Source organism: Stenotrophomonas sp. 99219_Sma (assembly GCF_056480785.1).
The window spans coordinates 783,756-808,414 of sequence record NZ_CM151117.1; the positions used below are offsets into that span (position 1 = coordinate 783,756).

A 24,659-nucleotide genomic window follows, 5' to 3' on the forward strand; every position below is an offset into this window, starting at 1 on the left:
TTCATGCCGAAAATCATGACAGATATGGTCGGGGAGGGGTTTATTGATTGGCTAGCATCAATGAGACTGCGCTCCCCCACCGCGCCAGACCGCCGATGCCTCCCCTCAAATACCCGCGCTGGGCGCTGACCCTGCTGGCCACCGCCCAGCTGATCATCGCCCTGGATGCCACCATCATCTTCGTTGCCCTGCATGACATGGGCCGCGCGCTGCAGATCAACGCGCAGCAGCTGCAATGGGTGGTCAGTGCCTACACCGTGGCGTTCGGCGGCAGCCTGTTGCTGGGTGGCCGTGCCGCCGACCTGATCGGCCGCCGCCGCTTCTACCGGCTGGGCATGCTGCTGTTCGCGCTGGCCTCGCTGCTCGGCGCGCTGGCGCCGAACGCCACGCTGTTGATCATCGCGCGCGCCGCACAAGGCGTCGGGGCGGCGCTGCTGTTCCCGGCCACGCTGGCGCTGATCAACACGCTGTACGCCGAAGGCCCGGTACGCAATCGTGCGCTGGCGATCTGGAGCATGGCCAGTGCGGTGGGCCTGGCGCTGGGCACGCTGCTCGGCGGCGTGCTGACCCAGGCGTTCGGCTGGCCGGCGGTGCTGGCGGTGATCGTGCCGCTGGCCACGGCGTGCGCGGTCGCGGCCGGTACATGGCTGCCGTCCGATGGTCCACGCGTGCAGGGCCGTTCCTTCGATCTGGCCGGTTGTCTCACTGTCACCGCCGGCGGCAGCCTGTTGGTCACCACCCTGGTGCAAGGGCCGGAGTGGGGCTGGACGGCGCCGGCTACGCTCATCTGCCTGCTGCTTTCAGCCGTACTGTTGACGGTGTTCGTACAGATCGAAAAGCGCAGCCGTGACCCGCTGATGCAGTTTTCGCTGTTGCGCCTGCCCGGCCTCCGCGCCGCGCTGGGTCTGACCTTCGCTTTCATGAGCAGCTATGGCGTGCAGTACTACTTCCTGGCGCTCTACTTCCAGGATGGCTATGGCTGGAGCCCGCTGCAGGCCGGTATGGCCTTCCTGCTGCCGACATTGGTGTGCACCTTCGGCATCCGTATTGCCGAACGCATGCTGCGGCGCCGTTCGCCACGGCAGGTGCTGGCCTGGGGCTTCGCCGCAGGTGCCGTCGGCATCGCCGCGGTGGCGCTGGCGATGCCGCATGGCGCCAGCTACTGGCCGCTGTTGCCGGGCATCGTGGTGCTCAGCGTCGGCCAGGGCATGAGCTGGACGGCGATGTGGATCGTGGCCGGGCAGGGCGTGCCGGGTCCGCAGCAAGGCGTCGCGTCCGGCATGGCGGCCACCGCCCAGCAGATCGGCGGCGCCTTGGGATTGGCGGTACTGGTGATGGTCGCCAACGCCGCGCGCGGCACGCAGGCGGCAACCAGCCCTGATGCGTTGCAGGGCATGGTCAATGCACAGTACGGCGCCGCGCTGTTCGCCGCGCTCGGCGTGGTGATCGCGCTGGGCCTGCGCCCGGCAACAGTAGTGGTAGTGCCGGCCGCTGGCCGGCAAACACAATGACCCAACTACCCTGAGGTTGCCGGCCAGCGGCCGGCACTACCAACCCGGGATGGATCCACGCGCGTTCAACCCAATGCCAGCAACTGCGGCTGCAGCGCGCTGAAGATCCGCGCCAGCCGCTCCGCCCATGCCTGCTGCCCGGCGGCATCGGCGATCAGGTCCTGGCGGATCTCCAGTTCCACGTGCACCAGCCCGCGGCCTTCGCCATGCACCGGCACCGCGTAGTCGCTGGTGCTGCTGACTGAATAGGGTTCGTTGTCACCCACCACCAGGTCGCCTTCGTCGCGCAGTGCCTGCAGCAGTGCATGCGCAAAGCGCGTGTCCTGGTTGTACAGCACGCCGGCATGCCACGGCCGCTGCATGCCGTTCATCGCTGGCGTGAAGCTGTGCATCATCACCAGCAGGGTGGGGCGACCGGCATCGCGGCGTGCGTCCAGTTCGGCGTCGATGCGTGCGTGGTACGGCGCGTGGATCGCATCGATGCGCTGTTGCCGCTGTGCCACTGACAGACCGGCATTGCCCGGGACCACGGTGTGGTCGCTTACTTCCGGAATCAGCGTCGGCGAGGCCAGTGGGCGGTTGCAGTCGATCAGCAGCCGCGAATAGGTCTGTTCGATCGCCCAGGCATCCAGCCGTTCGGCCAGTGCGCGGGTGGTGCCGGCAATGCCGATGTCCCAGCCGATGTGGCGATCCAGTTCGGCCTGTGGCAAGCCCAGGCCGGCGAGGGTACCCGGCACCTGTTGGCCGGCATGGTCGGCCAGCAGCAGGTACGGCGAAGCGCCCTGAGGCCGGTGAATCGCGTAGATTGCCGGATCATCGGCGCCGAGCAGCGCCGGCAGCGCATGTAGGTCGGCGTCAGCCACGCGGGCGCCCGTCCAGGTGGTGCTCGATCATCCACAGGCCGGCCCAGAGCTTGGCGTCCAGCTCGTAGCCTTCGCCCATCTTCTGCACCAGCCAGGCCGCGGCCTCACTGCGTGGAATCTCGTGCACGGTGATGTCCTCGCTGTCATCACCGCCACCTTCGCCGATCCGGCGCAGGCCGGTAGCGCGTACGAAGGCGATCTTCTCGCTGCTGGCGCCGGACGACGTCGGGCCGATCATCAGCACTTCGGCGTGATCGGCGGTCCAGCCGGTTTCTTCTTCCAGTTCGCGCACGGCCGAGACTTCAATCGATTCGCCGGCGTGGATGTCGCCGACCAGGCCGGCCGGCATCTCGATGGTGGGTGCCTGCAGCGGCACGCGGAACTGCTCGACGAACAGCACCTTGTCCTCAGGGGTGACGGCGATGATGATTGCGGCCAGGCCACCGGCGTGGGTACGTTCGCTGTATTCCCAGGTGCCGCGCACCAGCATGCGCTGGTACTTGCCTTCATAGACGACACGCGGGGCTTCGGTGTTGCGCTGGCTCATGCGGGCTCGCTGGAATTGGAAAAGGATGGAGTGGGAACGGGGTCGGCCACACCGGCGGCATCGAACAGCCGGCGGCGGGTCATCGGGCCGAAGCGCAGGGTCTGGCACAGGCCACCGAGCAGCTCCGGGTCGGCCGCCTGGCGCAGCAGACCGGGTTGGCTGCCGTCCAGCGGCGCGTCCAGCGCGATGGTGGTCAGCTGGCGCCAGAGCTGGGCGTGCTCGCGCTGTTCGCGCAGGCGCGCCGCCATCTGTGCCGCGCCGCGCAGGCGCAGGAACGGCACTTCGTCCAGGCGTTCGTACAGCGCATCCATGCTGCCGAAGTGGGCCAGCAGCACGGCGGCGGACTTGCTGCCGACACCACTGACACCGGGAATGTTGTCCACCGCATCGCCGCACAGTGCCAGGTAATCGGCGATCTGGTGCGCGTGCACGCCGTGCCGCGCCTTCACTCCGGTTACGTCCCAACGCTGGTTGCGTGCGTAGTCCCACTGCTCGTCGTGATCCAGCAGCAGCTGCGACAGGTCCTTGTCGGCGGAGATGATCACCCCGCGGTGGCTGCCACGGTGCACGTGCAGGGCGCTGCCGATCAGGTCATCGGCTTCGTATTCGTGGTGGGCAAGCACCGCAAGGCCCAACGCCGCGCACAGCGCCTTGCAGTGTACGAACTGGCGCTTGAGCGCTTCCGGCGCCGGGTCCCGATTGGCCTTGTAGGCAGGGTACAGGCGATGGCGGAAGCCGCTGTCGAGCGCTTCGTCGAAGGCGATGGCGATGTGCTGGGGGCGCTCGCGCTCCAGCAGGTCCAGCAGGAAGCGGGCGAAGCCGTGCACGGCGTTGGTCGGCCAGCCCTGCGCGTCCTGGAACTGGTCTGGCAGCGAATGCCAGGCGCGGAACACGTAGATGCTGGCATCAACCAGGTACAGCGACGGCGGCGGAGCCGGCAGGGTCATGCCGGTGGCGTCCAGTCGCGCAGCAGGGCCGCCGGATCGGGGCGCTCGCGTTCGGGTACATCGGCCTTGGGCGTGCCAATGTGGATGAAGCCGGCGATGCCTTCGCCTTCGGCCAGGCCCAGATGTGCCTGCACGACCGGGTCGAAGGCCATCCATGCAGTCAGCCACTGCGCACCGAAGCCCAGCGCCTGCGCGGCCTGCAGCAGGGCGAAGCAGACGCAGCCGGTGGTCATCAGCTGTTCCTGTTCGGGCACCTTCGGGTCCGGGCGCGGGCTGGCGACCACCACGATCACCAGCGGCGCATGGCTGAAACGCTGGCGGTCCTTCTCGAATACCGCCTCGCCGGCATGCGGGTCGCGCTGGCGGCTGCGCTCGGCCAGGAAGTCGCCCAGAGTGTGACGTGCATCGCCGGCAATCTTCAGGAAGCGGAACGGTACGCGCTTGCCGTGGTCGGGCACGCGCACGGCCGAGGCCAGCATGCGCTGCAGGGTGGCTGGATCCGGTCCGGGCTCGCCCAGTTGCCGCGAGGGCACCGAGCGGCGGGCATCCAGGGCAAGCAGGGCAGCGGGGTCGGGCATGGAGTCTGAACCGGTCATCACGGGTGTTTGATTATAGTCGGGGTGGTCAATGACGCCGTCTGTGTCGCGTCCCGCCCCTGAATATCAAACTGTGATGAACATCATGCCACTGGCGGGAAAGGGACGACCGCTTCCTCTCGCCTCGTGGGCCTCGCACGGCTTACGATATCTATCTTGCCGGGCCGCCGGTCATGAGGTTTGAAGTGAGGACTGTTTCACTGTCCGTGACGGGCTGGCCGGCCTACCATCGACGTACCGGCACATGGGGTGTGCCGGCCGTCGCGATGTCCATGCTGTCTGTCGTACCAGAGAAGGTGGGGAGCCTTCCCGAATGATGAGCGCGCCCACACCGATGGGATCGCCGGGCCGTGACCCGGTCCAGCTTCAGCGTGCCCGGGACATGGTCCTGCCGGCGCTGTGCCAGGCGTTCGGGGCCGCACTGGCGCGTTTCGACGATGCACTGTTCGACCGCGCCGGCAATGCTGGCTCGTCGCAGCTGCTGTTCCTGGATGCGATGCGCGAGCTGCGCCGTCGCCGTGAGGACATCGCCGCCGCCTTCGCCGGCCACCTGCAGCGGGCCTGGGATGCACTGGCCAGTGGCGAGCCGTTGTCGGCCGAAGCCACCCTGTCCGGGCCGGCCGAGGATGGCCTGAGCCTGCTGGCTGAACATGTACTGGAATCGCGGCTGGCGGTGCGCAATTTCGCCACCGTGCTGCTGCGTGACTTCAAGCCGGTGCTGGCGCGGCTGGACCGCCGCCTCGGCCGCCTGATCGGCGGCGCCGAGCTGGACGCCGACCACAACCCGGTCAGCCCCGAACACCTGGGCGTGGCCATCCATGAGGCCTTTGCCGGCTGCGAACTGGCGCCGGAAGTGCACCTGGTGCTGATCAAGCTGTGCGAGCGCGACCTGCGCGCGCCGGTGGGCCGCATCTACGAGAAGCTGGACGAGCAGCTGGCCGCCGCTGGCGTGATGTCGCAGATGGGGGCGCCGCGGCGTCCACTGTCTGCCGCGCCCGACCCGCGCATGGCGCCCGGGTCGGACGATCTGGGCGAGCCGCGCCACGCGGCGGGCTTCGAATCCGAATTCAGCGATGATGAACAGGCCGCGCCGGCCTGGGCACAGCGCTTCGCTGCGCGCTGGTCCGAGCGCCGTGGCCACATGCAGCAGCACCTCGGGAGCGAGGATGCCGGCAACGGCGAGGCGTATGCCGGCCAGCAGGGAATGCTGCTGGAGGCCCTGCATGAGCTGCTGCAGCAGACCCGTCATGTCCGCGAGGACGCCACCTCGGCAGCGCAGGTCGCGGTTGGCCAGCACCGCCCGTTGAGCCAGCGCGAGATGATGTCGGTGCTGTCGCTGCTGCAGGCCACGCCCAGCGCCACCCTGCGTGCGGCCATCGGCGAGGACGGCGAATCACTGGCGCAGCGGCTGAAGAGTGAAGTGCTGTCCAGCGCCACCCGTCTCGGCGTCGATCCTGGCCAGACCCGGCTGGACCCGCAGGACGAAGATGCGATCGATCTGGTTGGCATGCTGTTCGACGTGATGCTGGACGAACGCGAGCTGGAGGGCCGTTCGCGCGAGTTGATCGGCCGCCTGGTGGTGCCCTTCGTCAAGGTGGCGATGCTCGACCGCCGCATGTTCGTGCAGAAGACCCACCCGGCCCGCAAGCTGCTCAACTCGCTGGCCGAAGCCTGCGAGGGCAATACCGGCGAAAGCCAGGCCGAGCGCATGCTGATGGCCAAGGTCGAGGAAATCATCGAGCGCCTGGTGGCCGAGTTCAACGAGAACCTGGCGATCTTCCTGACCCTGGAAGAAGAATTCCGCGAGTTCCTCGTGCAGCACCGCCGCCGCGTGGAAATCGCCGAGCGCCGTGCCGCCGAAACGCAGCGCGGCCAGGAGAAGCTGGAAATGGCCCGCAGCCGGGCGGGTGCCGAACTGGATCGCCGCATCGGCGATGCCACCCTCCCGCCGGCCATCGCTGAGTTCCTGCGCCAGCCATGGCAGCACCACCTGACCCTGGCGCTGCTGCGCGAGGGCGAGGAGGGCGCGTCGGTGGCCGAGGCACTGAGCCTGGCTGACGGCCTGCTGGAGGAAGTGGCCGAGGCCCGCCGCCAGATCGTCGGCAAGCCGTGGCTGCAGGCCTGGCAGCCGGTGCTGGCCAAGGTATTTGCCAGCGTCGGCGTGCACGGCGATGCCGCCACCGGTGCCATCGACGCCCTGCACGACACCCTGCAGGGCATTGCGGAATCGCGACCGGAACTGCAGCGCGCGCTGCCGGAGCTGCCGCAGGTCGCCTTGCCGGCGCCGCCGGTGGCTGAGTCGCCAGCGGTGGAGCTCGGCGGGCAGATCGACGCCGACGATTTCGACAACGCCGACGCCGACCGCTTCCGCCGCATGGAAATCGGCAACTGGCTGGACTTCGTCGACAAGGACGGCAAGGTGCAGGCCGGCAAGCTGTCCTGGGTCAGCCCGATTTCCTCGCGCCTGCTGTTCGTCAACCGCCGCGGCGTGCGCTTCTGCGTGGCCTCGCCGGAAGAACTGGCGGTGATGGTGCGGCTGGGCCGCCTGCGCGCTCACGTCGACGATGGCGCCTTCGACAGCGCGATGCAGGGTGTGATCGATCGGCTGGACCCGGGCAGCGCAACACTGCACTGAGCCGTGGCCGCCTGCTAGGATCGGGAAAACTCACCGATCAGCGGGGACCTGCATGGCCGTGGCGTTGCTGGGGATCAAGGAGACCGCGCCGGGCGAACGGCGCGTGGCGTTGACGCCGGAAACCGCGCGCAAGCTCGGTGCCTTGGGCATCACTGTCTGGTATGAGGCCGGCGCCGGTCTGGCGGCGGGATTTACCGATGCTGACTATGACGACGCCGGTGCACGTGTGTTCGATGTAGGTCGCTGGGCCGAGATCGATATCCTGCTGTGCGTGCAGGCACCGCCGGTGGCGGTGCTGGAGCAGCTCAAGCCCACTGCCAGCGTGGTCGGCCTGCTGACCCCGGCCAGCGATCCGGCGCTTGCGGCATTGGCCGCTGGCGACCGCCTGCACCTGTTCCCACTGCAGCAGCTGCCGCGCACCACCCGCGCGCAGGCGATGGATGTACTCAGCTCGCAGGCCGGCATGGCCGGTTACAAGGCGGCACTGATCGCGGCCGGGCGTGCGCCGCGTTTCTTCCCGATGCTGACCACCGCCGCCGGTACCGTGCGCCCGGCCAAGGTGCTGGTGATCGGTGCCGGTGTGGCCGGTCTGCAGGCCATCGCCACCGCGCGTCGTCTCGGTGCACAGGTGGAAGGTTTCGACGTGCGCCCGGAAACCCGCGAGCAGATCCAGTCGCTGGGCGCGCGCTTCCTTGATCTTGGTGTGAGTGCAGCCGGTGAAGGCGGCTATGCGCGTGCGTTGAACGATGAGGAACGCGCCGAGCAGCAGCGCCGGCTGGCCGACCACCTGCGCAGCGTGGATGTGGTGATCTGCACGGCAGCGGTACCGGGGCGACCGGCGCCGACGATCGTGACTGCCGCGATGGTGGAGGGCATGGCCACCGGCAGCGTGATCGTGGACCTGGCGGCAGAGAGCGGCGGCAACTGCGCACTGACCCAGCCGGGGCAGTGCATCGAACATCAGGGCGTGACCATCGATGGCCCGCTTGGCCTGGCCAGCCGCGGCGCGACCCAGGCCAGCGAGATGTACGCGCGCAACCTGCTCAACTTCGTCGCCTTGTTCGTGCGCGAAGGGGAGCTCAGTTTCGACTGGGACGACGAGTTGCTGGCGAAGACACGCTGGCAGGCGTGAGCCGGTAGCGCCGGTTGCCTTCCCGGTAGATCCACGCCATGCGTGGAGGAATGGCCCAGCGTGCGGACCAGGGTCCGCACCCACCCTGCAGATGCCGGCGTTACCGCGGCTTCGCCGGCGGCGGGTTGTCGCGCACCCAGTCCTTGCGTTGTTCCGGCGTCATCTGCGACCAGCGCTCGCGCAGGGTGTCGCGCTGTTCCGGCGGCATGTTCCGCATCTGACCGAACAGGGCCCGGGCCTGCTCACGCTGTTCCGGGTTCATGTGCTCGAAGCGGCGCAGGCCACGGCGGGCCTTGTCGCGCTCCTCCGGGCTCATCGATTGCCAGCGCTGGCCATGCGAAAGCATGCGCTGGCGCTGGCCGGCATCGGCGCTGTTCCAGCGGTCGCGCAGCGGCGCCAGCAGGGATTCGCGCTGCGCTTCGCTCAGGTGTTCCCACGCCGGCAGCGGTGCGGCCGGCGCAGGGCGTGCGGCAGGGGCGGGCGCGGCGCTCTGCGCCAGTGCCGGGAAGGCCGGCAGCAGCAACAGGGTCATCAGCAGGGGCAGGGTGTGCAGTCGGGACATGATTCACTCCATCGCCAGGTCGGTATCGCCCAGCCACAGGTACAGATCGGGATTTTCGTCGTAGAGCGCGCTGTTGTCTTCCGCCGAGGCAAGCACAGGTGCCGGCGCAGGGCCCGTCAGGGTGCCGTGGCCGGTGAACTGCAGGCCGATACCCAGTGCCACCACCAGTGAACAGGTACTGGCCAGCCACCAGCGCCAGCGCCCGCGATGGGCGGCCGTGGCGCCGTGGCGAGCCTGGCGCAGCCGGGCCAGCGTTGCCGGCGACAGCGCGTGCAGCGACTGCGCGTGCAGGCTGCGCAGGGTGTCATCGGAAGGCAGGGAGCGGTTCACGGGTGGGTCTCCAGATAATCCTGCAGCGCCTGGCGGGCGCGTGCCAGATGGGTTTTTACCGCGCCTTCGCTGCAGCCCATGGCGCGGGCGGTGGTGGCCCCGTCCAGGTCCTGCAGCACGCGCAGGGTGAAGGCCTCGCGCTGGCGGGCGGGCAGGCGGCGCAACGCGTCCACCAGCTGTTGGTACTGCTGGCGCTGTTCGTGCGCCTGTGCCGGGTCCGGGCCGGGGTCGGCCCAGTCGATCTCGCCGCCGTCGGCGTCCTGGTTGTCGCGCCAGAACGGCAGTCGGAAGCGGCGCCGGCGCTGCACGTCGATCACGCGCCGGCGCAGGATGCTCCAGAACAGCGGGGCCCATTCGGCAGCCGGCTTGTCGGCGTAGTCCAGCATGCGCAGCAGCGCGTCCTGCACCGCGTCCATGGCGTCTTCGCGCTGGCGCAGGCCGGCCTCGGCGAAGCGGAACGCGCGCGGGCCAACACTGGCCAGGAACGCCTCCAGCGACGCCGGCAGGGCATCGGTCTCGGCGCTCGGGGGGACGGGGCTGCTCACCAGCACAGGGTACGGTTCCTCGCTCGGGGTCACCATCGACAACGCGTGAGCGCGGCTTCGGTTGACGCCGGGCGCGCACCGGGTTCAGCCCATGGTTATGATGGGACAACGAAGACAGAGCAGGAGCGTTGCCGGTGAGTGACGGGTTCGTAGCGCTGTACATCTTCATGCTGGCAGCCATCGCCGGCCACGTGATCATTTCGCGGGTGCCGGTGATCCTGCATACCCCGCTGATGTCGGGCTCCAACTTCATCCACGGCATCGTGCTGATCGGTGCAATGGTGGTGCTGGGGCACGCGCAGACACCGCTGGAGAAAGCGCTGGGCTTCCTCGCCGTGGTGCTTGGTGCTGGCAACGCCGCCGGTGGCTACGTGGTCACCGCGCGCATGCTGGAAATGTTCAAGCCGAGCGCGCCCAAGGGCGGCAAGGACGAGCCGAAGGAGCCGCAGGCTTGAACATCAGCACCGTCGAACTGCTCGATTGGCTGGTCAAGGCCAGCTACCTCGTCGCCGCCACGCTGTTCCTGCTGGGCCTGCAGCGCATGGCCTCGCCGCTGACCGCGCGCAGCGGCATCCGCTGGGCCGGGCTGGGCATGCTGCTGGCCACGGTGGCGACTTTCTTCCTGCCCGAACTGCATAACGTGCCGCTGATCCTGGTGGCGCTGCTGCTGGGCGCGGGCCTGGCCTGGTGGTCGGCCGGCAAGGTTGCCATCACCGACATGCCGCAGATGGTGGCGCTGTACAACGGCATGGGCGGCGGCTCGGCCGCGGCCATCGGTGCAGTGGAACTGCTGCGCTACGCCTTCCTCGCCAACCGTGATACCAGCCACTGGAGCGCACAGGCGCTGGCCGACCTCGCTGCCCGCCAACCCTCGGGCATGGTGCTGCTGCTGGCGGTGGTCGGCGCGGCCATCGGTGCGGTGTCGCTGTCCGGCTCGGTGATTGCCTGGGCCAAGCTCGATGGCCGCCTGGACAAGCGGGTGACCTGGCCGGGCCAGCAGGTGATGAACCTGCTGGTGGCACTGGCGGTGGTGGTGCTGGCGATCATCGCGGCCAGCACGCTCAACACCTGGGCGATCGTCGCGTTCTTCGTGCTGGCACTGGCACTGGGCGTGCTGATGACGCTGCCGATCGGTGGCGCCGACATGCCGGTGGTGATCTCGCTGTACAACGCGTTCACCGGCCTGGCGGTGTCGTTCGAAGGCTATGTGCTGGGCAACGAGGCGCTGATCATCGCCGGCATGATGGTCGGCGCGGCGGGCATCCTGCTGACCCGGCTGATGGCCAAGGCGATGAACCGGCCGATCCGCAACGTGTTGTTCTCCAACTTCGGCGGCGGCGGCGTCGGCGGCGAAGCGCAGGCGATCACTGGCGCGCAGAAGCCGATTGAAGCGTCGGACGTCGCGGCGATGATGGCCTACGCCGAACGCGTGGTGATCGTGCCCGGTTATGGCATGGCGGTGGCGCAGGCCCAGCACAAGATCTGGGAGCTGGCGCAGCGGTTGGGCCAGCGCGGGGTGAAGGTGAAGTTCGCGATCCACCCGGTGGCTGGGCGCATGCCTGGGCACATGAACGTGCTGCTGGCCGAAGCGGGTGTGCCCTACGACCTGATCGCCGACATGGACGACATCAACCCGGAATTCGCCAACACCGATGTGGTGCTGGTGATCGGTGCCAACGACGTGGTCAATCCGGTGGCACGTACCGACCCGGCCAGCCCGATCTACGGCATGCCGGTGCTGGATGTGGTCAACGCGCGCAACGTGGTGGTGATCAAGCGCGGCAAGGGCACCGGTTTTGCCGGCATCGAGAATGCGCTGTTCTACGCCGACAACACCCGCATGCTGTACGGCGATGGTGCGGAAGCGGCGGCCTCGCTGGTGAGCGAACTGAAGGCGCTCGACGGCGGGCATTGAGCGGCGGCTGCATCGGGTAGGTGCGGACCTTGGTCCGCACGCATTTGCCGGCCAGCGGCCGGCACTACCGAATCCATGCGTGGTGGCTGCATCGGGTAGGTGCGGACCTTGGTCCGCATGCTTCTGCCGGCCAGCGGCCGGCACTACCGAATCCATGCGTGGTGGTTGCATCGGGTAGGTGCGGACCTTGGTCCGCACGCTTCTGCCGGCCAGCGGCCGGCACTACCTGCCGGTGGGTCAGCGCGCCAGCCAGGCGCCCACGGCCAGGCCCAGGGCCAGCCACAGCCATTCCATCGCGCCATTGGCGAGGGTGATCAGGGTCCAGGCCAGGTGCGGGCCCATCCGCAGGGTGGCGTCCCACAGGTCCAGCCCGATCGAGCCGCCCATCCACGCGCTGGCGATGGCCCAGTTGGCCACGGCCGCCACCAGCAGGGTGCCCAGCACGACCAGGGCGATGCGCAGCCGGCCCGGGCCCAGCGTGCCCATGCGCAGCATGAACACCAGTTCCAGGGCGGTCAGTACCGCCATCCAGCCGACCTGCCGGCCGGTCATCAACGCCAGCATCATCCAGGCGAGGGGAGCAACAAGCAGACCCAGCAACAGCATGATGGGCCAGAGCCAGGTCACGGTCCTGGCACGCGCGGCATTGGAGGACATCGAAGCTCCCTGAAGATCACTCACAGGATACTGTGGTTTGCCGCAGTGCACCGGCGGCGGCAGGGCGGCTGGGCTAGAATGCCGTCTTGCGTGGCCTTGGCCACGGCCCCATATCGGTCCCCATGTATTCCCGTAGCAGCGAACCTGTCCACTTCGAACGCGATTGCGAGGCCGTGATGGTCCCGCAGGGCGACACCGTGACCCTGCCCGCCGGCAGCTATGGGTACATCACCCAGGCGCTGGGTGGCAGTTATTCGGTGTTCGTCGAGGGCAACCTGTTCCGCATCGCCGGCAAGGACGGCGACGCCATCGGCAAGGAGGCACCGGCACCGCTCGAGCTGCCGGCTGACGCCACCGATGAACAGGTGGAACAGCTGGTGTGGCAGCAGCTGCGCACCTGCTTTGATCCGGAAATTCCGGTGAACATCGTCGAACTGGGCCTGGTCTACGAGGTCGAGATCAAGCACCTGGACGAAGGCAAGCGCGAGATCGACGTGAAGATGACCCTGACCGCACCGGGCTGCGGCATGGGCGAGATCCTGGTCGACGACGTGCGCAGCAAGCTCGAAATGATTCCGACGGTGGCCGAGGCCGACGTCGACCTGGTGTTCGACCCGCCGTGGAACCAGCACATGATGTCCGAGGCGGCCCGGCTCGAGACCGGCATGCTTTGACCCACGGCCCGCAGTGACGCGGGCCGGGCATTACCCGCAACCAGAACAGGAAATCTCCGGTGTCCCAGTCCATTCCCAGCTTCGCCGTCACCCGTTCGGACCACCCGCGCAGCGCTGAAGAGCGCGCCCAGATCCTGGAGAAGCCGGGTTTCGGCCTGCACTTCACCGACCACATGGTGGAAGTGCGCTGGGACAAGGACACCGGCTGGCACAACGCCAACGTGCGCGCCTACGGTCCGCTGCAGCTGGACCCGGCCGCGGCCGTGCTGCACTACGGCCAGGAAATCTTCGAGGGCATCAAGGCCTACCGCCATGCCGACGGTTCGATCTGGACCTTCCGCCCGGATGCCAACGGCCGTCGCCTGCAGCGTTCGGCGCAGCGCCTGGCGCTGCCGGAACTGCCGGTGGAGATCTTCGTTGAATCGCTGAAGCAGCTGATCGCCGTCGACAGCGCCTGGGTGCCGTCGGCCGATGAGTCGAGCCTGTACTTCCGTCCGTTCATGATCGGCGACGAAGCCTTCCTCGGCGTGCGCGGCGCGCACAAGGCCGGCTACTACGTCATCGCCAGCCCGGCCGGCCCGTACTTCGCCAAGGGCGTCGCCCCGGTGTCGATCTGGCTGTCCACCGAATACGCACGTGCAGCCAAGGGCGGCACCGGTGCTGCCAAGTGCGGTGGCAACTACGCGGCTTCGCTGCTGCCGCAGCAGAAGGCGCAGGCACAGGGCTGCTCGCAGGTGCTGTTCCTCGACCCGGTCGAAGGCAAGTACCTGGAAGAACTGGGTGGCATGAACGTGTTCCTGGTCTACAAGGACGGCACGCTGGTTACCCCGCAGCTGTCCGGCAGCATCCTCGAAGGCATCACCCGCGAGAGCATCCTGCAGCTGGCCCGCGACCGCGGCATGAAGGTCGAAGAGCGCAAGGTCACCATCGATGAGTGGAAGCAGGGTGTGACCTCGGGCGAGATCGCCGAAGTGTTCGCCTGCGGTACCGCTGCGGTGGTCACCCCGATCGGCCAGCTGAAGGGCGAAGGCTTCTCGGTGGGCGACATCAACGCACCGGCCGGCGAAGTGACCATGTCGCTGCGCAAGGAACTGACCGACATCCAGTACGGCCGCCTGCCGGACCGCCACAACTGGCTGGTCAAGCTGGGCTGATCGCCCGCGTTGAACCGGTAGCGCCGGGCCATGCCCGGCGGCGCTTCTTGAAAGCCCGTCCCAGTGACGGGCTTTCTGCGTTGTGGGCCCGCCCGTCGACCGCAGCAGGCGGGCGCTTGACGCAAATAGGTTTGCACTGCAAACTAAATTCAAGCGACCCCGATGGAGCGTGTCATGCAGCAGCCGTCCGTCATTGATCCTTCCTCGCGCCTGCAGGCGCTGACCCGTGAATATTCGCGGTACTCGCGAAGTGCCGGGGGCCTGTCGGCGATGGCAGGCGGCATTGCCTGCCTGGCCTCGTTCCTTGCCGGCGCGCTGCTGCCGACCACCCTGGCGCTGCGCATCGTGCTGATTGCCGTGCCGGTGCTGTGGATCGTCGGCAAGCAGTGGCTGGCGCGCCGCTACTACCAGCGCCTGGGCCAGGTCGAGGAGCAGGTCACGCCGGCCGAGCGCAATTTCCAGCGCTTCTTCATTGCCTTCACCGCGCTGGTAAGCGTGCTGGTGATCGGCAGCGTGCTGACCCGGCTGGCGCCGATGGGTGAGCTGCCCTGGGACCTGCGCGCCATTGGTTACCTGGCCATGGTGGCGCTGCTGCCCTGGGTGGTGTGGCGCTGGCTGCGTACGCCGCTGGAGTTCATCGTGGGCGTGTTCCTGTTGTGCCAGGCCGCGCTGGCCTTCACCGGGCAGGCGTATGGCTTCGCCCTGAGCACGGCCGTGTTTCCGCTGGCATCCGTCGCACTGATCGTGGTCGGCTGGCGTGACCACCAGCGCTTCCAGCGGCTGCAGGTGGAGATGCGCGCGTTCATGGCGGCGCGGACGAACGTCGGATGACGCAGCTGCCTGATTCCAGAGCGCTGCTTCAGCTCGACCGCTTGATCCACGAGCCGGCACGCCTGCTGATCCTGTCGATCCTGGCAGGTGCCGAATCCGCCGAGTTCGGCTTTGTCGAACATCTCAGCGGGTTGAGCAAGGGCAACCTCTCCAGCCATCTGAGCAAGCTGGAGGCTGCTGGACTGGTCGCCATCGACAAGTCGTTCCGCGGCAAGCGCCCACTGACCACCCTGCAGTTGACGCCGATGGGCCGCACTGCCCTGGCCGAGTACCGCACACAGCTGGCGGCGATCGTTGCCGGCATTCCCGATCCGGATCGAAAGGACGCCTGACATGACATTGCTCCCGCGCCTGTTTGCAGTTCTGGTCGTTTCCTTCTCTGCCCTCATCGGCTCGGCCGCGGCCGCAGATCCGCGCCATCAGGGAGCCACGCTGACCACGCAGTTCTACGAAGGGCACATCGACGCCCTGTGGGAACGGATGACGCCGCAGATGCAGGCGGGGCTGCAGTCCCCGCAGAACCTGGTGGCGCTGCGCGAGCAGGTGCTGGCGGGCTGGGGCGCAGAAACCGAGCTGGTCAGTGAGAAGGTCGAGAAGGTTGATGGATTCGACACCTATCTGCGGCAGGCGCGCTTCGCCAGGAGCCCAGACGTCATCCAGGTGCTGTGGGCCATCGATGCCGACGGGCGGATTGGCGGCTTCTACATCCGCCCGCTCCAGACCACGCCACCGCAGGCCGCAGCGAGCGGGTTCCTCGACTATCAGACCCGCACACGGCTGCAACTGCCGTTCAACGATGAGTACTACGTGTTCTGGGGCGGGCGTACCGTCGAACAGAACTACCATGCGGCCCATGCCGGCCAGCGCTTCGCGCTGGATCTGCTGGTGGTCCGCGATGGCCGCTCGCACCGTGGCGATGGCCTGCGCAACGATGATTACTACTGCTTCGGTCGCCCGATCCTCGCGCCCGCCGACGGCACGGTGGTGGAGGTGATCGAGGGTGTCGCCGACAACGTGCCGGGCCAGATGAATGCCGCCCAGCTCACCGGCAACCGCGTCATCCTCGACCACGGCAACGAGGAATACTCGGTGCTGGCGCACCTGCGCCAGGGCAGTGTGCGTGTGGCGCAGGGACAGGCTGTCCGCAGCGGCGCGCACCTCGGTGACTGTGGCAACAGCGGCAACTCCTCCGAGCCGCACCTGCACTACCAGCTGCAGGCCGGGCCCGTGTTCGGTGTCGGCGAAGCGCTCCCGGCACAGTTCTCCGGTTATGTGGCCGATGACCAGCCAGTTGCACGCGGCGAGCCGGTCAAAGGGCAGCGGATCCGGCCGGCGCGCCTCCCGCAGGCAAAGTAGTCAGCGCGTCCGACGCGATGGGCAGGCACGCCGCGGGCACGCTGCGCCGTCGTTGGTGTCAGCAGTGGACGCCGATGTCGGCAAAGTCATCGCAGGACATGTGATGACCCAGTCAGGTGCGTGCAGGGCAGGAGAAAGTTCCTTCACCTTCACAAACCCTCGACCCGAAAAGTCTCAGAACGAACATTTCATCTTGCTGAAAAGACGCTGAAAATCTTGTGGTGTCCGGTTTTGGTCATTAGCGTCATCTGCACGGCGGATCGTTAGGGGGATCCGCTGGCTCGCCGGACTTCGAACCTCGCCAACGCAAGCCAGCCCAGGGTTCGGGCCGGTGCTTCTGCCGATTCCGGCATTCACACCACAAGAAAGGGAAATACGATGTCCCAGGTAACGCAACCGCGTGTGCGTCGAGTGTGGGTGGTCCTTGGTGCGTCCGTTCTGTCATCGCTGCTGCTGGCCACGCCTGCGCTGGCCGGTGATGTCCAGCTCAGCGGCCTGCAGTCCGCACAGACCCACCAGCGTTTCATCGTGAAGTACCGCGACGGCAGTGCCCCGGTGGCCAACACCACCGCACTGGCCTCTTCACTGAAGAGTGCCGCCGCCGGCCTGGCCAGCAGCCAGGGCCGTGCGCTGGGCCTGCAGCAGGTCCGCAAGCTGGCCGTCGGCCCGACCCTGGTCAGGACCGATCGTCCGCTCGACCAGGCCGAATCCGAGCAGCTGATGCGTAAGCTGGCCGCCGACCCGAACGTGGAATACGTCGAAGTCGACCAGATCATGCGCGCCACGCTGACCCCGAACGACACCCGCTTCAGCGAGCAATGGGGCTTCGGCACCTCCAATGCCGGCATCAACATCCGGCCGGCCTGGGACAAGGCCACCGGCACCGGTGTGGTCGTGGCGGTGATCGACACCGGCATCACCAATCACGCCGACCTCAATGCCAACATCCTGCCGGGCTACGACTTCATCAGTGATGCGGCGATGGCGCGCGACGGCAACGGCCGCGACAACAACCCGAACGATGAGGGCGACTGGTACGGCGACAACGAGTGCCAGGCGGGCTACCCGGGTTCGAACTCCAGCTGGCACGGTACCCACGTGGCCGGCACGGTAGCGGCGGTGACCAACAACAGCACCGGCGTGGCAGGTACTGCGTTCAACGCCAAGGTCGTGCCGGTGCGCGTGCTCGGCAAGTGCGGCGGTTACACCTCCGACATTGCCGACGCGATCGTGTGGGCGTCCGGCGGCAGCGTCAGCGGCGTGCCGGCCAATGCCAATCCGGCCGAGGTCATCAACCTCTCGCTGGGCGGCGGCGGCAGCTGTTCGACCACCTACCAGAACGCGATCAATGGCGCTGTCGGGCGTGGCACCACCGTGGTGGTCGCCGCCGGCAACAGCAACACCAACGTGTCCTCGTCGGTGCCGGCCAACTGCCCGAACGTGATCGCAGTGGCGGCCACCACCTCGGCCGGTGCGCGTGCCAGCTTCTCCAACTATGGCAACGGCATCGATATCTCGGCACCGGGCCAGGGCATCCTGTCCACCCTCAACAGCGGCACCACCACCCCGGGCAGTGCCAGCTACGCTTCGTACAACGGCACCTCGATGGCGGCACCGCACGTGGCCGGCGTGGTCGCGCTGATGCAGTCCGTAGCCCCGAGCCCGCTGAGCCCGGCGCAGGTGGAGAGCATCATCAAGAGCACTGCACGTCCGCTGCCGGGCGCCTGCTCGGGCGGCTGCGGCGCCGGCATCATCGACGCCGACGCGGCCGTGGCTGCGGCGATCAACGGTGGCGGCCCGAACCCGGGTGGCAACGTCCTGCAGAACAACGTTCCGGTCACCGGCCTCGGCGCTGCCAGTGGCGCTTCGCTGAGTTACACCGTGAACGTTCCGGCCGGCAGCACCCAGCTGCGCGTGGCGATCAGTGGCGGCAGCGGTGATGCCGACCTGTACGTGCGCCAGGGCAGTGCCCCGACCGATACCGCCTACACCTGCCGCCCGTACCTGAGCGGCAACAGCGAGACCTGCACCATCAACAGTCCGGCTGCCGGCACGTGGTATGTGCGGGTGAAGGCCTACAGCACCTTCTCGGGCCTGACTCTCAACGCCCAGTACTGAGCCCAAGCCCCTCTCCATGGGCACGCCCCGGCTCCGGCCGGGGCGTTTTTGCATGGGGACGCGCGGTGATGCGAGCCGCCGCGTCGTGGTGGGTGCCGACCTTGGTCGGCACGCTGTTCCTCACACCGATTCGAAGCGGTTCGCGGCCACGTTCTTGCGCACGTGCTGCGGGTCGAAAATCCGCCCGTTCATCGCGATGTACACGCCGCTCGGCAGCGACTGCACCGCACCGATCGCGCAGCCGATGTTGAACTCCGCATCCGAGCCGCGGAAACGCGCCGGGCTCAGCGCGCCGGTCATCACGATGGTCTTGTCCGGGATCGTCGCCAGCACCTGGCCGGTCTGCACCATCGAATCGGTGCCGTGGGTCACCAGCACGTGGCGGGTCGGCTGCGCGGCGATGGTGGCGCGGATCAGTTCGCGGTCCTCATCGTTGATGTGCAGCGAATCCTTGCGCAGGATCGGAATCACGTTGAAGCGGAACGTCACGCCCAGCTCGCGCAGGATCATGCCGATCTGGGGGTCGCCGATCTGGTAGTCCGACTTGTCGTCGAAGTAGATCTTGTCGATCGTGCCACCGGTGGTGACGACCAGGAGCTCTTCCATCATGTGCATGCGCGAAACCAGGACAGGTACAGCGGCGCGGGGCCAGGAACACAGATGATACGGCCCGGCGGGCGCAGCGTCAGCGTCGCTTGCCGAAGCGGGCGCGCAGCCCGGGGAGGCTGGCGCTGAAGATCACCAGCAGGGCCAGCGCGATCTCGATCAGCGCCAGCCAGCGTGTTTCCGGGTGGCTCCAGGCACTCATCACCCCGTGGCTGAACCAGCCCAGGGCCAGCACCGAGGCCCAGAAACCGGCCTTGCGCCAGCCCAGTCGCAGGGCAACGGCCAACGCCAGCGGCGGCGCGGTGAACACCAGCTGGGTGGCCAGCCAGTGCTTGTCATTGATGAACCAGCCGGCGAACAGCGCGGCCAGCCCCATCAGGGCCAGCAGCAGGGCCGTGCGCGGCGCGGCGCTCATCGGGCCAACCGCTGCGCGATGTCGGCCACCCGGCGGCCCAGCGCGCGCGCCAGCACGGCTTCATCGTCGGTCGGCTGCGGGTCGTCGGCTGCACCGGCCACATGGCTGGCGCCATACGGCGTGCCGCCACTGGTGGTGTGGCTCAGCGCCGGCTCGGTGAACGGGATGCCGACGATCACGCAGCCATGGTGCAGCAGCGGCACCTGCATCGACAGCAGGGTCGATTCCTGGCCGCCATGCATCGAGGCGGTGGAGGTGAACACGCCGGCCGGCTTGCCGGAGAGGGTGCCGTTGACCCATTCGGCGCCCAGCCCGTCCAGGAAGTGCTTGACCGGCGCCGCCATGTTGCCGAAGCGGGTGGGGCTGCCAAGCAGCAGGCCCTGGCATTCGACCAGGTCCTGCACGCTCACGTAGGGGGCACCATCGTCGGGGACCGGCGGCTGTGCGGTCTGGGTCACGGCGGCCACCGGCGGCACTGTGCGCAGGCGCGCGGTCATGCCCGGCACTTCGCCGATGCCCCGCGCGATCTGGCGCGCCAGCCGTGCCACTGAACCGCCCCGGCTGTAGTACAGCACCAGAATCTCGCCCATCGTGCCCGCTTCTCCTCGTCGTGTGGCCACCAGTATGGCTATCCTGCGAGCATTCCGCATCGGGTACCCTTTCGCCGATGGAACCTTTGGATACGCTCAACCTGTGGATGGAGCGCGCGCGGGATCGCGCACGGGCCATCAGTTTCGGCCGCTTCCTGTGGCATCGCTTCCTCGACGACCGCCTGTTCCAGGCGGCGGCGGCGCTCGCGTACACCACGGTGTTCGCGCTGGTGCCGCTGGCCATCGTGGTGTTCGGCGTGCTCTCGGCCTTCCCTGTCTTCGACCGCTGGAGTGACCAGCTCAGCGATTACGTCTTCTCCAACTTCGTGCCCAACGCCGCGCGTGCGGCGGAGGGCTACCTGCGGCAGTTCTCGGCCAGTGCCGGCCAGCTCACGGCTGCCGGCTTCATCGCACTGGTGGTCTCGTTGCTGATCACCCTCAACAGCGTTGAAGAGACCTTCAACCAGATCTGGCGGGTCGGCTCGACCCGGCCCAAGCTGACCCGCTTCCTGGTCTACTGGACCGTGCTGACCCTGGGCGCAATGCTCGCTGCCGCTTCGCTGGCGGTGTCGGCGCGGGTGTTCGCGATGCCACTGTTCGGCACCCAGGAGGGCCGCTGGCTGGCCGAGTTCGCGCTGCGGCTGGCGCCGATCCTGATCGAGTTCGTCTGCATCACGCTGATGTTCCGGGTGGTGCCGCACCACACCGTGAAATGGCGGCACGCGGTGCCCGGCGCGATTCTCGCGGCGGTCATCCTGGAACTGGTGAAGTGGGGCATCGGCGCCTACCTGGGCAGCTTCCAGTCCTACCAGAAGCTCTACGGCACGGTCGCCTTCGTGCCGATCCTGCTGCTGTGGATCTACCTGTGCTGGGTGGCGGTGCTGCTGGGCGCGTCGCTGTCCTCGTCGATGGCCGCCTTCCGCTACCAGCCGGTGGAACTGCGCCTGCCGCAGGGCTACGAGTTCTATGGCCTGCTGCGCCTGCTCGGCCGCTTCCACCATGCCCGAGCCAGGGGCAAGGGCCTGGCCGATGATGAAATCCTGCGGCTGGAGCCGATGCTGACCGATTCGCTGCTGCAGGACCTGGCCTGCAATCTGCAGGAGATCGGCCTGCTGCGCCGCGATGAACGTGGCGAATGGCTGCTCTCGCGCGACCTGGACCAGGTCAGCCTGGCCGATCTGTACGAATGTACCCAGTTGCGCATTCCGGTAGCCGAGCAGCATCTGCCATACCGCGACGACACACTGGGCCGTGCTGCGCTGGCGGCACTGGACGATCTGCGATTGCCCCTGCGCGAACGCCTCAAGCGCAAGGTCAGCGATATCTACACCGATTCCGGAGACATGCCATGACCCGCAAGACCCCGTTGCTGCTCCCGCTGGCCCTGTTGCTGGCGCTGTCGGCCTGCAAACCGGCCCAGGAGCCGACCCCCGCCAGCAGCCAGCCGCCAGCACAGGCACCGACGCCGACCACACCGGCACCGGTCGAAGAGACCCCGGCCGAGCGCACCACTGCCGAGTTCCCGACGCTGAGGATGAAGGCGGTGGATGGCAGCGACTACGACCTGGCCGCGCACCGCGGCAAGTGGGTGATCGTGAATTTCTGGGCGACCTGGTGTGCCCCGTGCCGCAAGGAGATGCCGGAGCTGTCTGCGCTGCATGCGATGCGCAGCAACATCGAGGTGGTTGGCCTGGCCTATGAGGATATCGAGGTGCCGGAGATGCAGTCGTTCCTGACCAAGCACCCGGTGACCTATCCGATCGTGATCGTGGACCCGTTCGATCCGCCGGCGGACTTCGCCACGCCGCGTGGCCTGCCGTTGACGCATCTGCTGAATCCGCAGGGCAAGCTGGCGCACACCTTCCTCGGCCCAGTGACGGCCGCCGACATCGAAAAGCAGATCGCTGCGGCCAAGTAGTGGGTTGGTCGGCAGGGCCTGCGGCCCTGCACCCGTGGAGGCCAGAGCAACAGCAACGGCAACAGCCGAAGCAAAGGCGGGTCTCCTGAGGGATGGCGGGGTGGGGCCGGTTGCGGCGTCCCCGCACTCCGACACCGCCCCACCACCCCACGGAATACCCGCTGTTGCTGTTGCTCTGGCCTCTGCAGGTGCAGGGCGCAGCCCTGCCGACCCACCCTAATCTTCGACCGGGAACTCCTCGATCGGCTTCAGTACATCGTAGTGCTCGCGATGCAGCTTGCCCTTCAGCTTCGGCAGCTCCGGCAACGGCGCATCCACCCGCGTGTCCGGCAACCGGTCCAGCAGGTTGCGCACCAGCGTCAGCCGGCCCAACCGCTGGTCGTTGAAATCCACCAGCGTCCACGGTGCTGCTTCGCGATGCGTCGCGCGCAGCATCGCCTCGCGGGCCTCGGTGTAGGCGCTGTACTTGCTGCGGGATTTCAGGTCCACCGGGGAGAGCTTCCAGCCCTTCAGCGGATCGAGGTGGCGCTCGGCGAAGCGTTTTTCCTGCTGTTCCTGATCCACGCACAGCCAGTACTTGAACAGCAGGATGCCGTCGTCCACCAGCAGTTGCTCGAATACCGGCGCCTGATGCAGGAACTGCTGGTACTCGGTTTCGCTGCAGTAACCCATCACCCGCTCGACGCCGGCACGGTTGTACCAGCTGCGGTCCATCAGCACGATCTCGCCGGCGGCCGGAAGGTGCGAGGCATAGCGCTGGAAATACCACTGCGTGGCTTCGCGGTCGGTCGGCTTGGGCAGTGCCACCACCCGGCATTGACGCGGGTTGAGGTGCTGGCTGATGGCCTGGATCGCGCCGCCTTTGCCTGCGGTATCTCGACCTTCGAACAGCACCAGCAGGCGTTGCCCGCTGTGCTGCACCCAGCGCGCCATCGCGGTCAGTTCCAGCTGCAGCGGCAGCAGCAGTTCGTCGTAGTCCTTGCGCTTGAGCTTGGCCATCATCACACCACGCGGGGAGGGAGCCCGAGCGTAGCGCAGGGATCGCTCAGGCGATGTCGAGGCCCTGCCAGCCATGCTCGCCGGCCAGTCGCTGCAGCAGCGCCGACAGGTCGCGGGCGAAGCTGGCCATGTCGAACAATCCACTGCGCTCGCGTGCCTGCGCCAGCTCGGCGTGCAACGCTGCCAGTGCTGCCGGGTCGTTGCCCAGCACGCTGGCGGTGGCGATGAATGCCGCATCGTCGGCGACATTCATCCGTGCCAGCCCCAGATGGTGATTGAGGCTGCCGGCCACGCGCGCGGCGAAGGTGTCGCCGGGGCAGGTCAGCACCGGGCAGCCAGCCCATAGTGCGTCGGACGCGGTGGTGTGCGCGTTGTACGGATGCGTGTCGAGGAACAGGTCGGCCAGCGGATAGCGAGCCAGGTACTGCGGATGTGGCAGCTTGGCCATGAACACCAGGCGTGCCGGATCCAGGCCAGCGGCCTGTGCGGCGCTGCGCAGGCGCGCGTCGGCCTGGCCGGGACCGGACAGCAGCCACAGTACGCTGCCGGGTACCGCCTGCAGCACCGCGAAGGCGCGGCCCATGCTGCATGGATTGAGCTTGTAGCTGTTGTTGAAGCAGCAGAACACCACGCCCTGTTCGGGCAGGCCGCACTCGGCCCGGGACGGTGCCGGTTCGAGCAAGCGGGTGTTGTCCGAGGGCTGGAACGCACGCGGCAGGCGCAGTACGCACTCGCTGTAGTGGGGTTCCAGTGACGGCGGCAGAACGAAGCTGTCGCCGATCACCGCATCCATCCACGGCGCACCGGACGTGCCGGGATAGGCCAGCCAGTTCAACTGCAGCGGGGCAGGGCGCATCGCCAGCACTTCCGGCGTACCGCCGCCGCCCCAGCCGCGCAGGTCGAACAGCAGGTCGATGCCCTGTGCGCGGATGCGTGCAGCAGTGTCTGCATGGCGCAGCGCGGCCACATCATGCAGCTGCGTGGCCACCTGCAGGCGCTGGCGGATGCGGCTGCCGTCATCGTGGTTCAACGCGAACAGGTGCAGCTGCAACGCCGGGTCACGACGCAACTGCTCGAACAGGGCCACGGTCAACAATCCGGTGGGATGGGCGCCGAAACCATTGGAAAGGAAGCCGACCCGCAGCGGGCCCTGGGAACGCACCTTCACTGGCGGCAACGGCCGCACTGAAGTGGCAACGGCGGATGCACGGGCACGCGCGCAGGCCAACTGCTCGGCTGCGCTGGCATCTTCGCTGAGGAACGCGAACGGTTCGACCACGCCCTGCCCAGAGGCAAGTGCACCACGTACCTGTGCCGCCAGCGCGTCCACGTCCTGCCAGTCGCACAGGCGACGCTGCCAGGCCAGGCGCTGGGCGGCGATATAGGGTTCGCCCGGCATCAGTGCATGCGCACGGCGATAGGCTGCCGCCGCGCCTTCGGCATCATCGGCATCTTCCAGCGCATGGCCCAGCCACAGGGCAATGCCCGGGTGCTGCGGGGCCAACGCCGAGGCCTGGCCGAGCAGTTTCGCCGCATCGGCATGCGCGCCGGCCATCCAGGCCACGCGGCCCAGCCGCGCCAGCGCTTCAGGGTGGTTCGGGCGCAGCTGCAGTGCACGGCGCGCGGCCTGCTCGCCGGCGGCGATGTCGCCGGCTTCCAGTTCCAGGTCCGCCAGCATCACCCAGGCGACGAAGTCGCCCGGCTGGCGTGCAATCGCCTGTTGCAGGTGCTGCCGCTGCTGCCAGGCCGACATGCGAC

At 67.9% G+C, this 24,659-nt stretch carries 26 protein-coding genes; 13 read left to right on the top strand and 13 right to left on the bottom strand.

Going from position 1 to position 24,659, the window contains the following annotated elements; genetic code table 11:
- Positions 1 to 95 precede the first annotated feature (95 nt).
- Positions 96 to 1,511, top strand: coding sequence for an MFS transporter (locus ACZK13_RS03520; protein ID WP_125895501.1), 1,416 nt, complete (start codon positions 96 to 98; stop codon positions 1,509 to 1,511).
- Between the two features lie 65 nt (positions 1,512 to 1,576).
- Here the strand turns inward: ACZK13_RS03520 and ACZK13_RS03525 are convergent, their stop codons facing one another.
- The 4 genes from ACZK13_RS03525 to ACZK13_RS03540 are packed head-to-tail and all read right to left on the bottom strand — an operon-like array spanning position 1,577 to position 4,446.
- Complete coding sequence (locus ACZK13_RS03525; protein ID WP_478482266.1) at positions 1,577 to 2,374, bottom strand: N-formylglutamate amidohydrolase; 798 nt, start codon at positions 2,372 to 2,374, stop codon at positions 1,577 to 1,579.
- The gene (locus ACZK13_RS03530) at positions 2,367 to 2,921 is read right to left on the bottom strand and encodes an NUDIX hydrolase (protein ID WP_010481791.1); all 555 of its coding nucleotides are present in this window, start codon (positions 2,919 to 2,921) and stop codon (positions 2,367 to 2,369) included. Before ACZK13_RS03530 ends, ACZK13_RS03525 begins: the two co-directional genes overlap by 8 nt.
- Entirely contained in the window at positions 2,918 to 3,868 is a 951-nt protein-coding gene (locus ACZK13_RS03535; RefSeq protein ID WP_478482267.1) for a 5'-3' exonuclease, read from the bottom strand. The genes ACZK13_RS03530 and ACZK13_RS03535 overlap by 4 nt, the downstream gene beginning before the upstream one ends.
- Positions 3,865 to 4,446, bottom strand: coding sequence for a nitroreductase family protein (locus ACZK13_RS03540; RefSeq protein ID WP_478482268.1), 582 nt, complete (start codon positions 4,444 to 4,446; stop codon positions 3,865 to 3,867). Before ACZK13_RS03540 ends, ACZK13_RS03535 begins: the two co-directional genes overlap by 4 nt.
- A gap of 331 nt (positions 4,447 to 4,777) precedes the next feature.
- Between ACZK13_RS03540 and ACZK13_RS03545 the strand changes: the two genes are divergently transcribed.
- On the top strand, positions 4,778 to 7,099 hold the full coding sequence (locus ACZK13_RS03545) for a DUF1631 domain-containing protein (RefSeq protein ID WP_032130089.1): 2,322 nt from the start codon (positions 4,778 to 4,780) through the stop codon (positions 7,097 to 7,099).
- A gap of 52 nt (positions 7,100 to 7,151) precedes the next feature.
- On the top strand, positions 7,152 to 8,231 hold the full coding sequence (locus tag ACZK13_RS03550) for an NAD(P) transhydrogenase subunit alpha (RefSeq protein WP_478482269.1): 1,080 nt from the start codon (positions 7,152 to 7,154) through the stop codon (positions 8,229 to 8,231).
- Between the two features lie 100 nt (positions 8,232 to 8,331).
- On the opposite strand, the gene ACZK13_RS03555 is transcribed toward ACZK13_RS03550, so the two are convergent.
- The 3 genes from ACZK13_RS03555 to ACZK13_RS03565 are packed head-to-tail and all read right to left on the bottom strand — an operon-like array spanning position 8,332 to position 9,704.
- Positions 8,332 to 8,793, bottom strand: a complete 462-nt coding sequence (locus ACZK13_RS03555; protein WP_346486346.1) for a DUF3106 domain-containing protein — start codon at positions 8,791 to 8,793, stop codon at positions 8,332 to 8,334.
- A gap of 3 nt (positions 8,794 to 8,796) precedes the next feature.
- On the bottom strand, positions 8,797 to 9,123 hold the full coding sequence (locus tag ACZK13_RS03560) for a hypothetical protein (protein WP_253145879.1): 327 nt from the start codon (positions 9,121 to 9,123) through the stop codon (positions 8,797 to 8,799).
- Positions 9,120 to 9,704, bottom strand: coding sequence for an RNA polymerase sigma factor (locus ACZK13_RS03565; RefSeq protein WP_080356593.1), 585 nt, complete (start codon positions 9,702 to 9,704; stop codon positions 9,120 to 9,122). The genes ACZK13_RS03560 and ACZK13_RS03565 overlap by 4 nt, the downstream gene beginning before the upstream one ends.
- A gap of 98 nt (positions 9,705 to 9,802) precedes the next feature.
- On the opposite strand from ACZK13_RS03565, the gene ACZK13_RS03570 reads away from it, so the two are divergent.
- Together ACZK13_RS03570 and ACZK13_RS03575 are read left to right on the top strand one after the other, a co-directional pair.
- Entirely contained in the window at positions 9,803 to 10,123 is a 321-nt protein-coding gene (locus ACZK13_RS03570) for an NAD(P) transhydrogenase subunit alpha part 2 (protein ID WP_005408173.1), read from the top strand.
- On the top strand, positions 10,120 to 11,583 hold the full coding sequence (locus ACZK13_RS03575) for an NAD(P)(+) transhydrogenase (Re/Si-specific) subunit beta (RefSeq protein WP_293796206.1): 1,464 nt from the start codon (positions 10,120 to 10,122) through the stop codon (positions 11,581 to 11,583). The genes ACZK13_RS03570 and ACZK13_RS03575 overlap by 4 nt, the downstream gene beginning before the upstream one ends.
- A 237-nt stretch (positions 11,584 to 11,820) precedes the next feature.
- Here the strand turns inward: ACZK13_RS03575 and ACZK13_RS03580 are convergent, their stop codons facing one another.
- Positions 11,821 to 12,240, bottom strand: coding sequence for a hypothetical protein (locus ACZK13_RS03580; protein WP_253145884.1), 420 nt, complete (start codon positions 12,238 to 12,240; stop codon positions 11,821 to 11,823).
- Between the two features lie 122 nt (positions 12,241 to 12,362).
- Between ACZK13_RS03580 and sufT the strand changes: the two genes are divergently transcribed.
- From sufT to ACZK13_RS03610, 6 genes are all read left to right on the top strand, one after another.
- Positions 12,363 to 12,914: a putative Fe-S cluster assembly protein SufT gene (sufT, locus tag ACZK13_RS03585; RefSeq protein WP_005415385.1), complete on the top strand. Its 552-nt coding sequence runs from the start codon at positions 12,363 to 12,365 to the stop codon at positions 12,912 to 12,914.
- Positions 12,915 to 12,973: 59 nt separating this feature from the next.
- Positions 12,974 to 14,068 (top strand): branched-chain amino acid aminotransferase, encoded by a 1,095-nt coding sequence (locus tag ACZK13_RS03590; RefSeq protein WP_004144913.1) that lies wholly within the window; start codon positions 12,974 to 12,976, stop codon positions 14,066 to 14,068.
- A 174-nt stretch (positions 14,069 to 14,242) separates the two neighbouring features.
- Positions 14,243 to 14,899, top strand: a complete 657-nt coding sequence (locus ACZK13_RS03595) for a hypothetical protein (RefSeq protein WP_293796213.1) — start codon at positions 14,243 to 14,245, stop codon at positions 14,897 to 14,899.
- Positions 14,896 to 15,231 carry a transcriptional regulator gene (locus tag ACZK13_RS03600; RefSeq protein WP_012510131.1) on the top strand — a complete coding sequence of 112 codons (336 nt, stop codon included), beginning with the start codon at positions 14,896 to 14,898 and terminating at the stop codon, positions 15,229 to 15,231. Before ACZK13_RS03595 ends, ACZK13_RS03600 begins: the two co-directional genes overlap by 4 nt.
- Position 15,232: 1 nt before the next feature.
- Positions 15,233 to 16,255 (top strand): M23 family metallopeptidase, encoded by a 1,023-nt coding sequence (locus ACZK13_RS03605; protein WP_478482270.1) that lies wholly within the window; start codon positions 15,233 to 15,235, stop codon positions 16,253 to 16,255.
- A 378-nt stretch (positions 16,256 to 16,633) separates the two neighbouring features.
- Positions 16,634 to 18,373, top strand: a complete 1,740-nt coding sequence (locus tag ACZK13_RS03610) for a S8 family peptidase (RefSeq protein WP_100434086.1) — start codon at positions 16,634 to 16,636, stop codon at positions 18,371 to 18,373.
- Between the two features lie 120 nt (positions 18,374 to 18,493).
- Here the strand turns inward: ACZK13_RS03610 and ACZK13_RS03615 are convergent, their stop codons facing one another.
- The 3 genes from ACZK13_RS03615 to wrbA all read right to left on the bottom strand — a co-directional run bounded on the left by ACZK13_RS03615 (position 18,494) and on the right by wrbA (position 19,984).
- Positions 18,494 to 18,979 (bottom strand): asparaginase domain-containing protein, encoded by a 486-nt coding sequence (locus ACZK13_RS03615; RefSeq protein ID WP_032130424.1) that lies wholly within the window; start codon positions 18,977 to 18,979, stop codon positions 18,494 to 18,496.
- A 79-nt stretch (positions 18,980 to 19,058) separates the two neighbouring features.
- Positions 19,059 to 19,394 carry a DUF2069 domain-containing protein gene (locus ACZK13_RS03620; RefSeq protein ID WP_049422884.1) on the bottom strand — a complete coding sequence of 112 codons (336 nt, stop codon included), beginning with the start codon at positions 19,392 to 19,394 and terminating at the stop codon, positions 19,059 to 19,061.
- Positions 19,391 to 19,984, bottom strand: a complete 594-nt coding sequence (gene wrbA, locus ACZK13_RS03625) for an NAD(P)H:quinone oxidoreductase (protein WP_012510135.1) — start codon at positions 19,982 to 19,984, stop codon at positions 19,391 to 19,393. Before wrbA ends, ACZK13_RS03620 begins: the two co-directional genes overlap by 4 nt.
- 77 nt (positions 19,985 to 20,061) lie before the next feature.
- Between wrbA and ACZK13_RS03630 the strand changes: the two genes are divergently transcribed.
- Together ACZK13_RS03630 and ACZK13_RS03635 are read left to right on the top strand one after the other, a co-directional pair.
- On the top strand, positions 20,062 to 21,336 hold the full coding sequence (locus tag ACZK13_RS03630; RefSeq protein WP_478482271.1) for a YihY family inner membrane protein: 1,275 nt from the start codon (positions 20,062 to 20,064) through the stop codon (positions 21,334 to 21,336).
- Positions 21,333 to 21,902 carry a TlpA family protein disulfide reductase gene (locus ACZK13_RS03635; RefSeq protein WP_478482272.1) on the top strand — a complete coding sequence of 190 codons (570 nt, stop codon included), beginning with the start codon at positions 21,333 to 21,335 and terminating at the stop codon, positions 21,900 to 21,902. Before ACZK13_RS03630 ends, ACZK13_RS03635 begins: the two co-directional genes overlap by 4 nt.
- A 216-nt stretch (positions 21,903 to 22,118) precedes the next feature.
- On the opposite strand, the gene ppk2 is transcribed toward ACZK13_RS03635, so the two are convergent.
- Complete coding sequence (gene ppk2 / locus ACZK13_RS03640; protein ID WP_032130438.1) at positions 22,119 to 22,901, bottom strand: polyphosphate kinase 2; 783 nt, start codon at positions 22,899 to 22,901, stop codon at positions 22,119 to 22,121.
- 46 nt (positions 22,902 to 22,947) lie between these two features.
- Complete coding sequence (locus ACZK13_RS03645) at positions 22,948 to 24,654, bottom strand: O-linked N-acetylglucosamine transferase, SPINDLY family protein (protein WP_253144830.1); 1,707 nt, start codon at positions 24,652 to 24,654, stop codon at positions 22,948 to 22,950.
- Between the last annotated feature and the right edge of the window lie 5 nt (positions 24,655 to 24,659).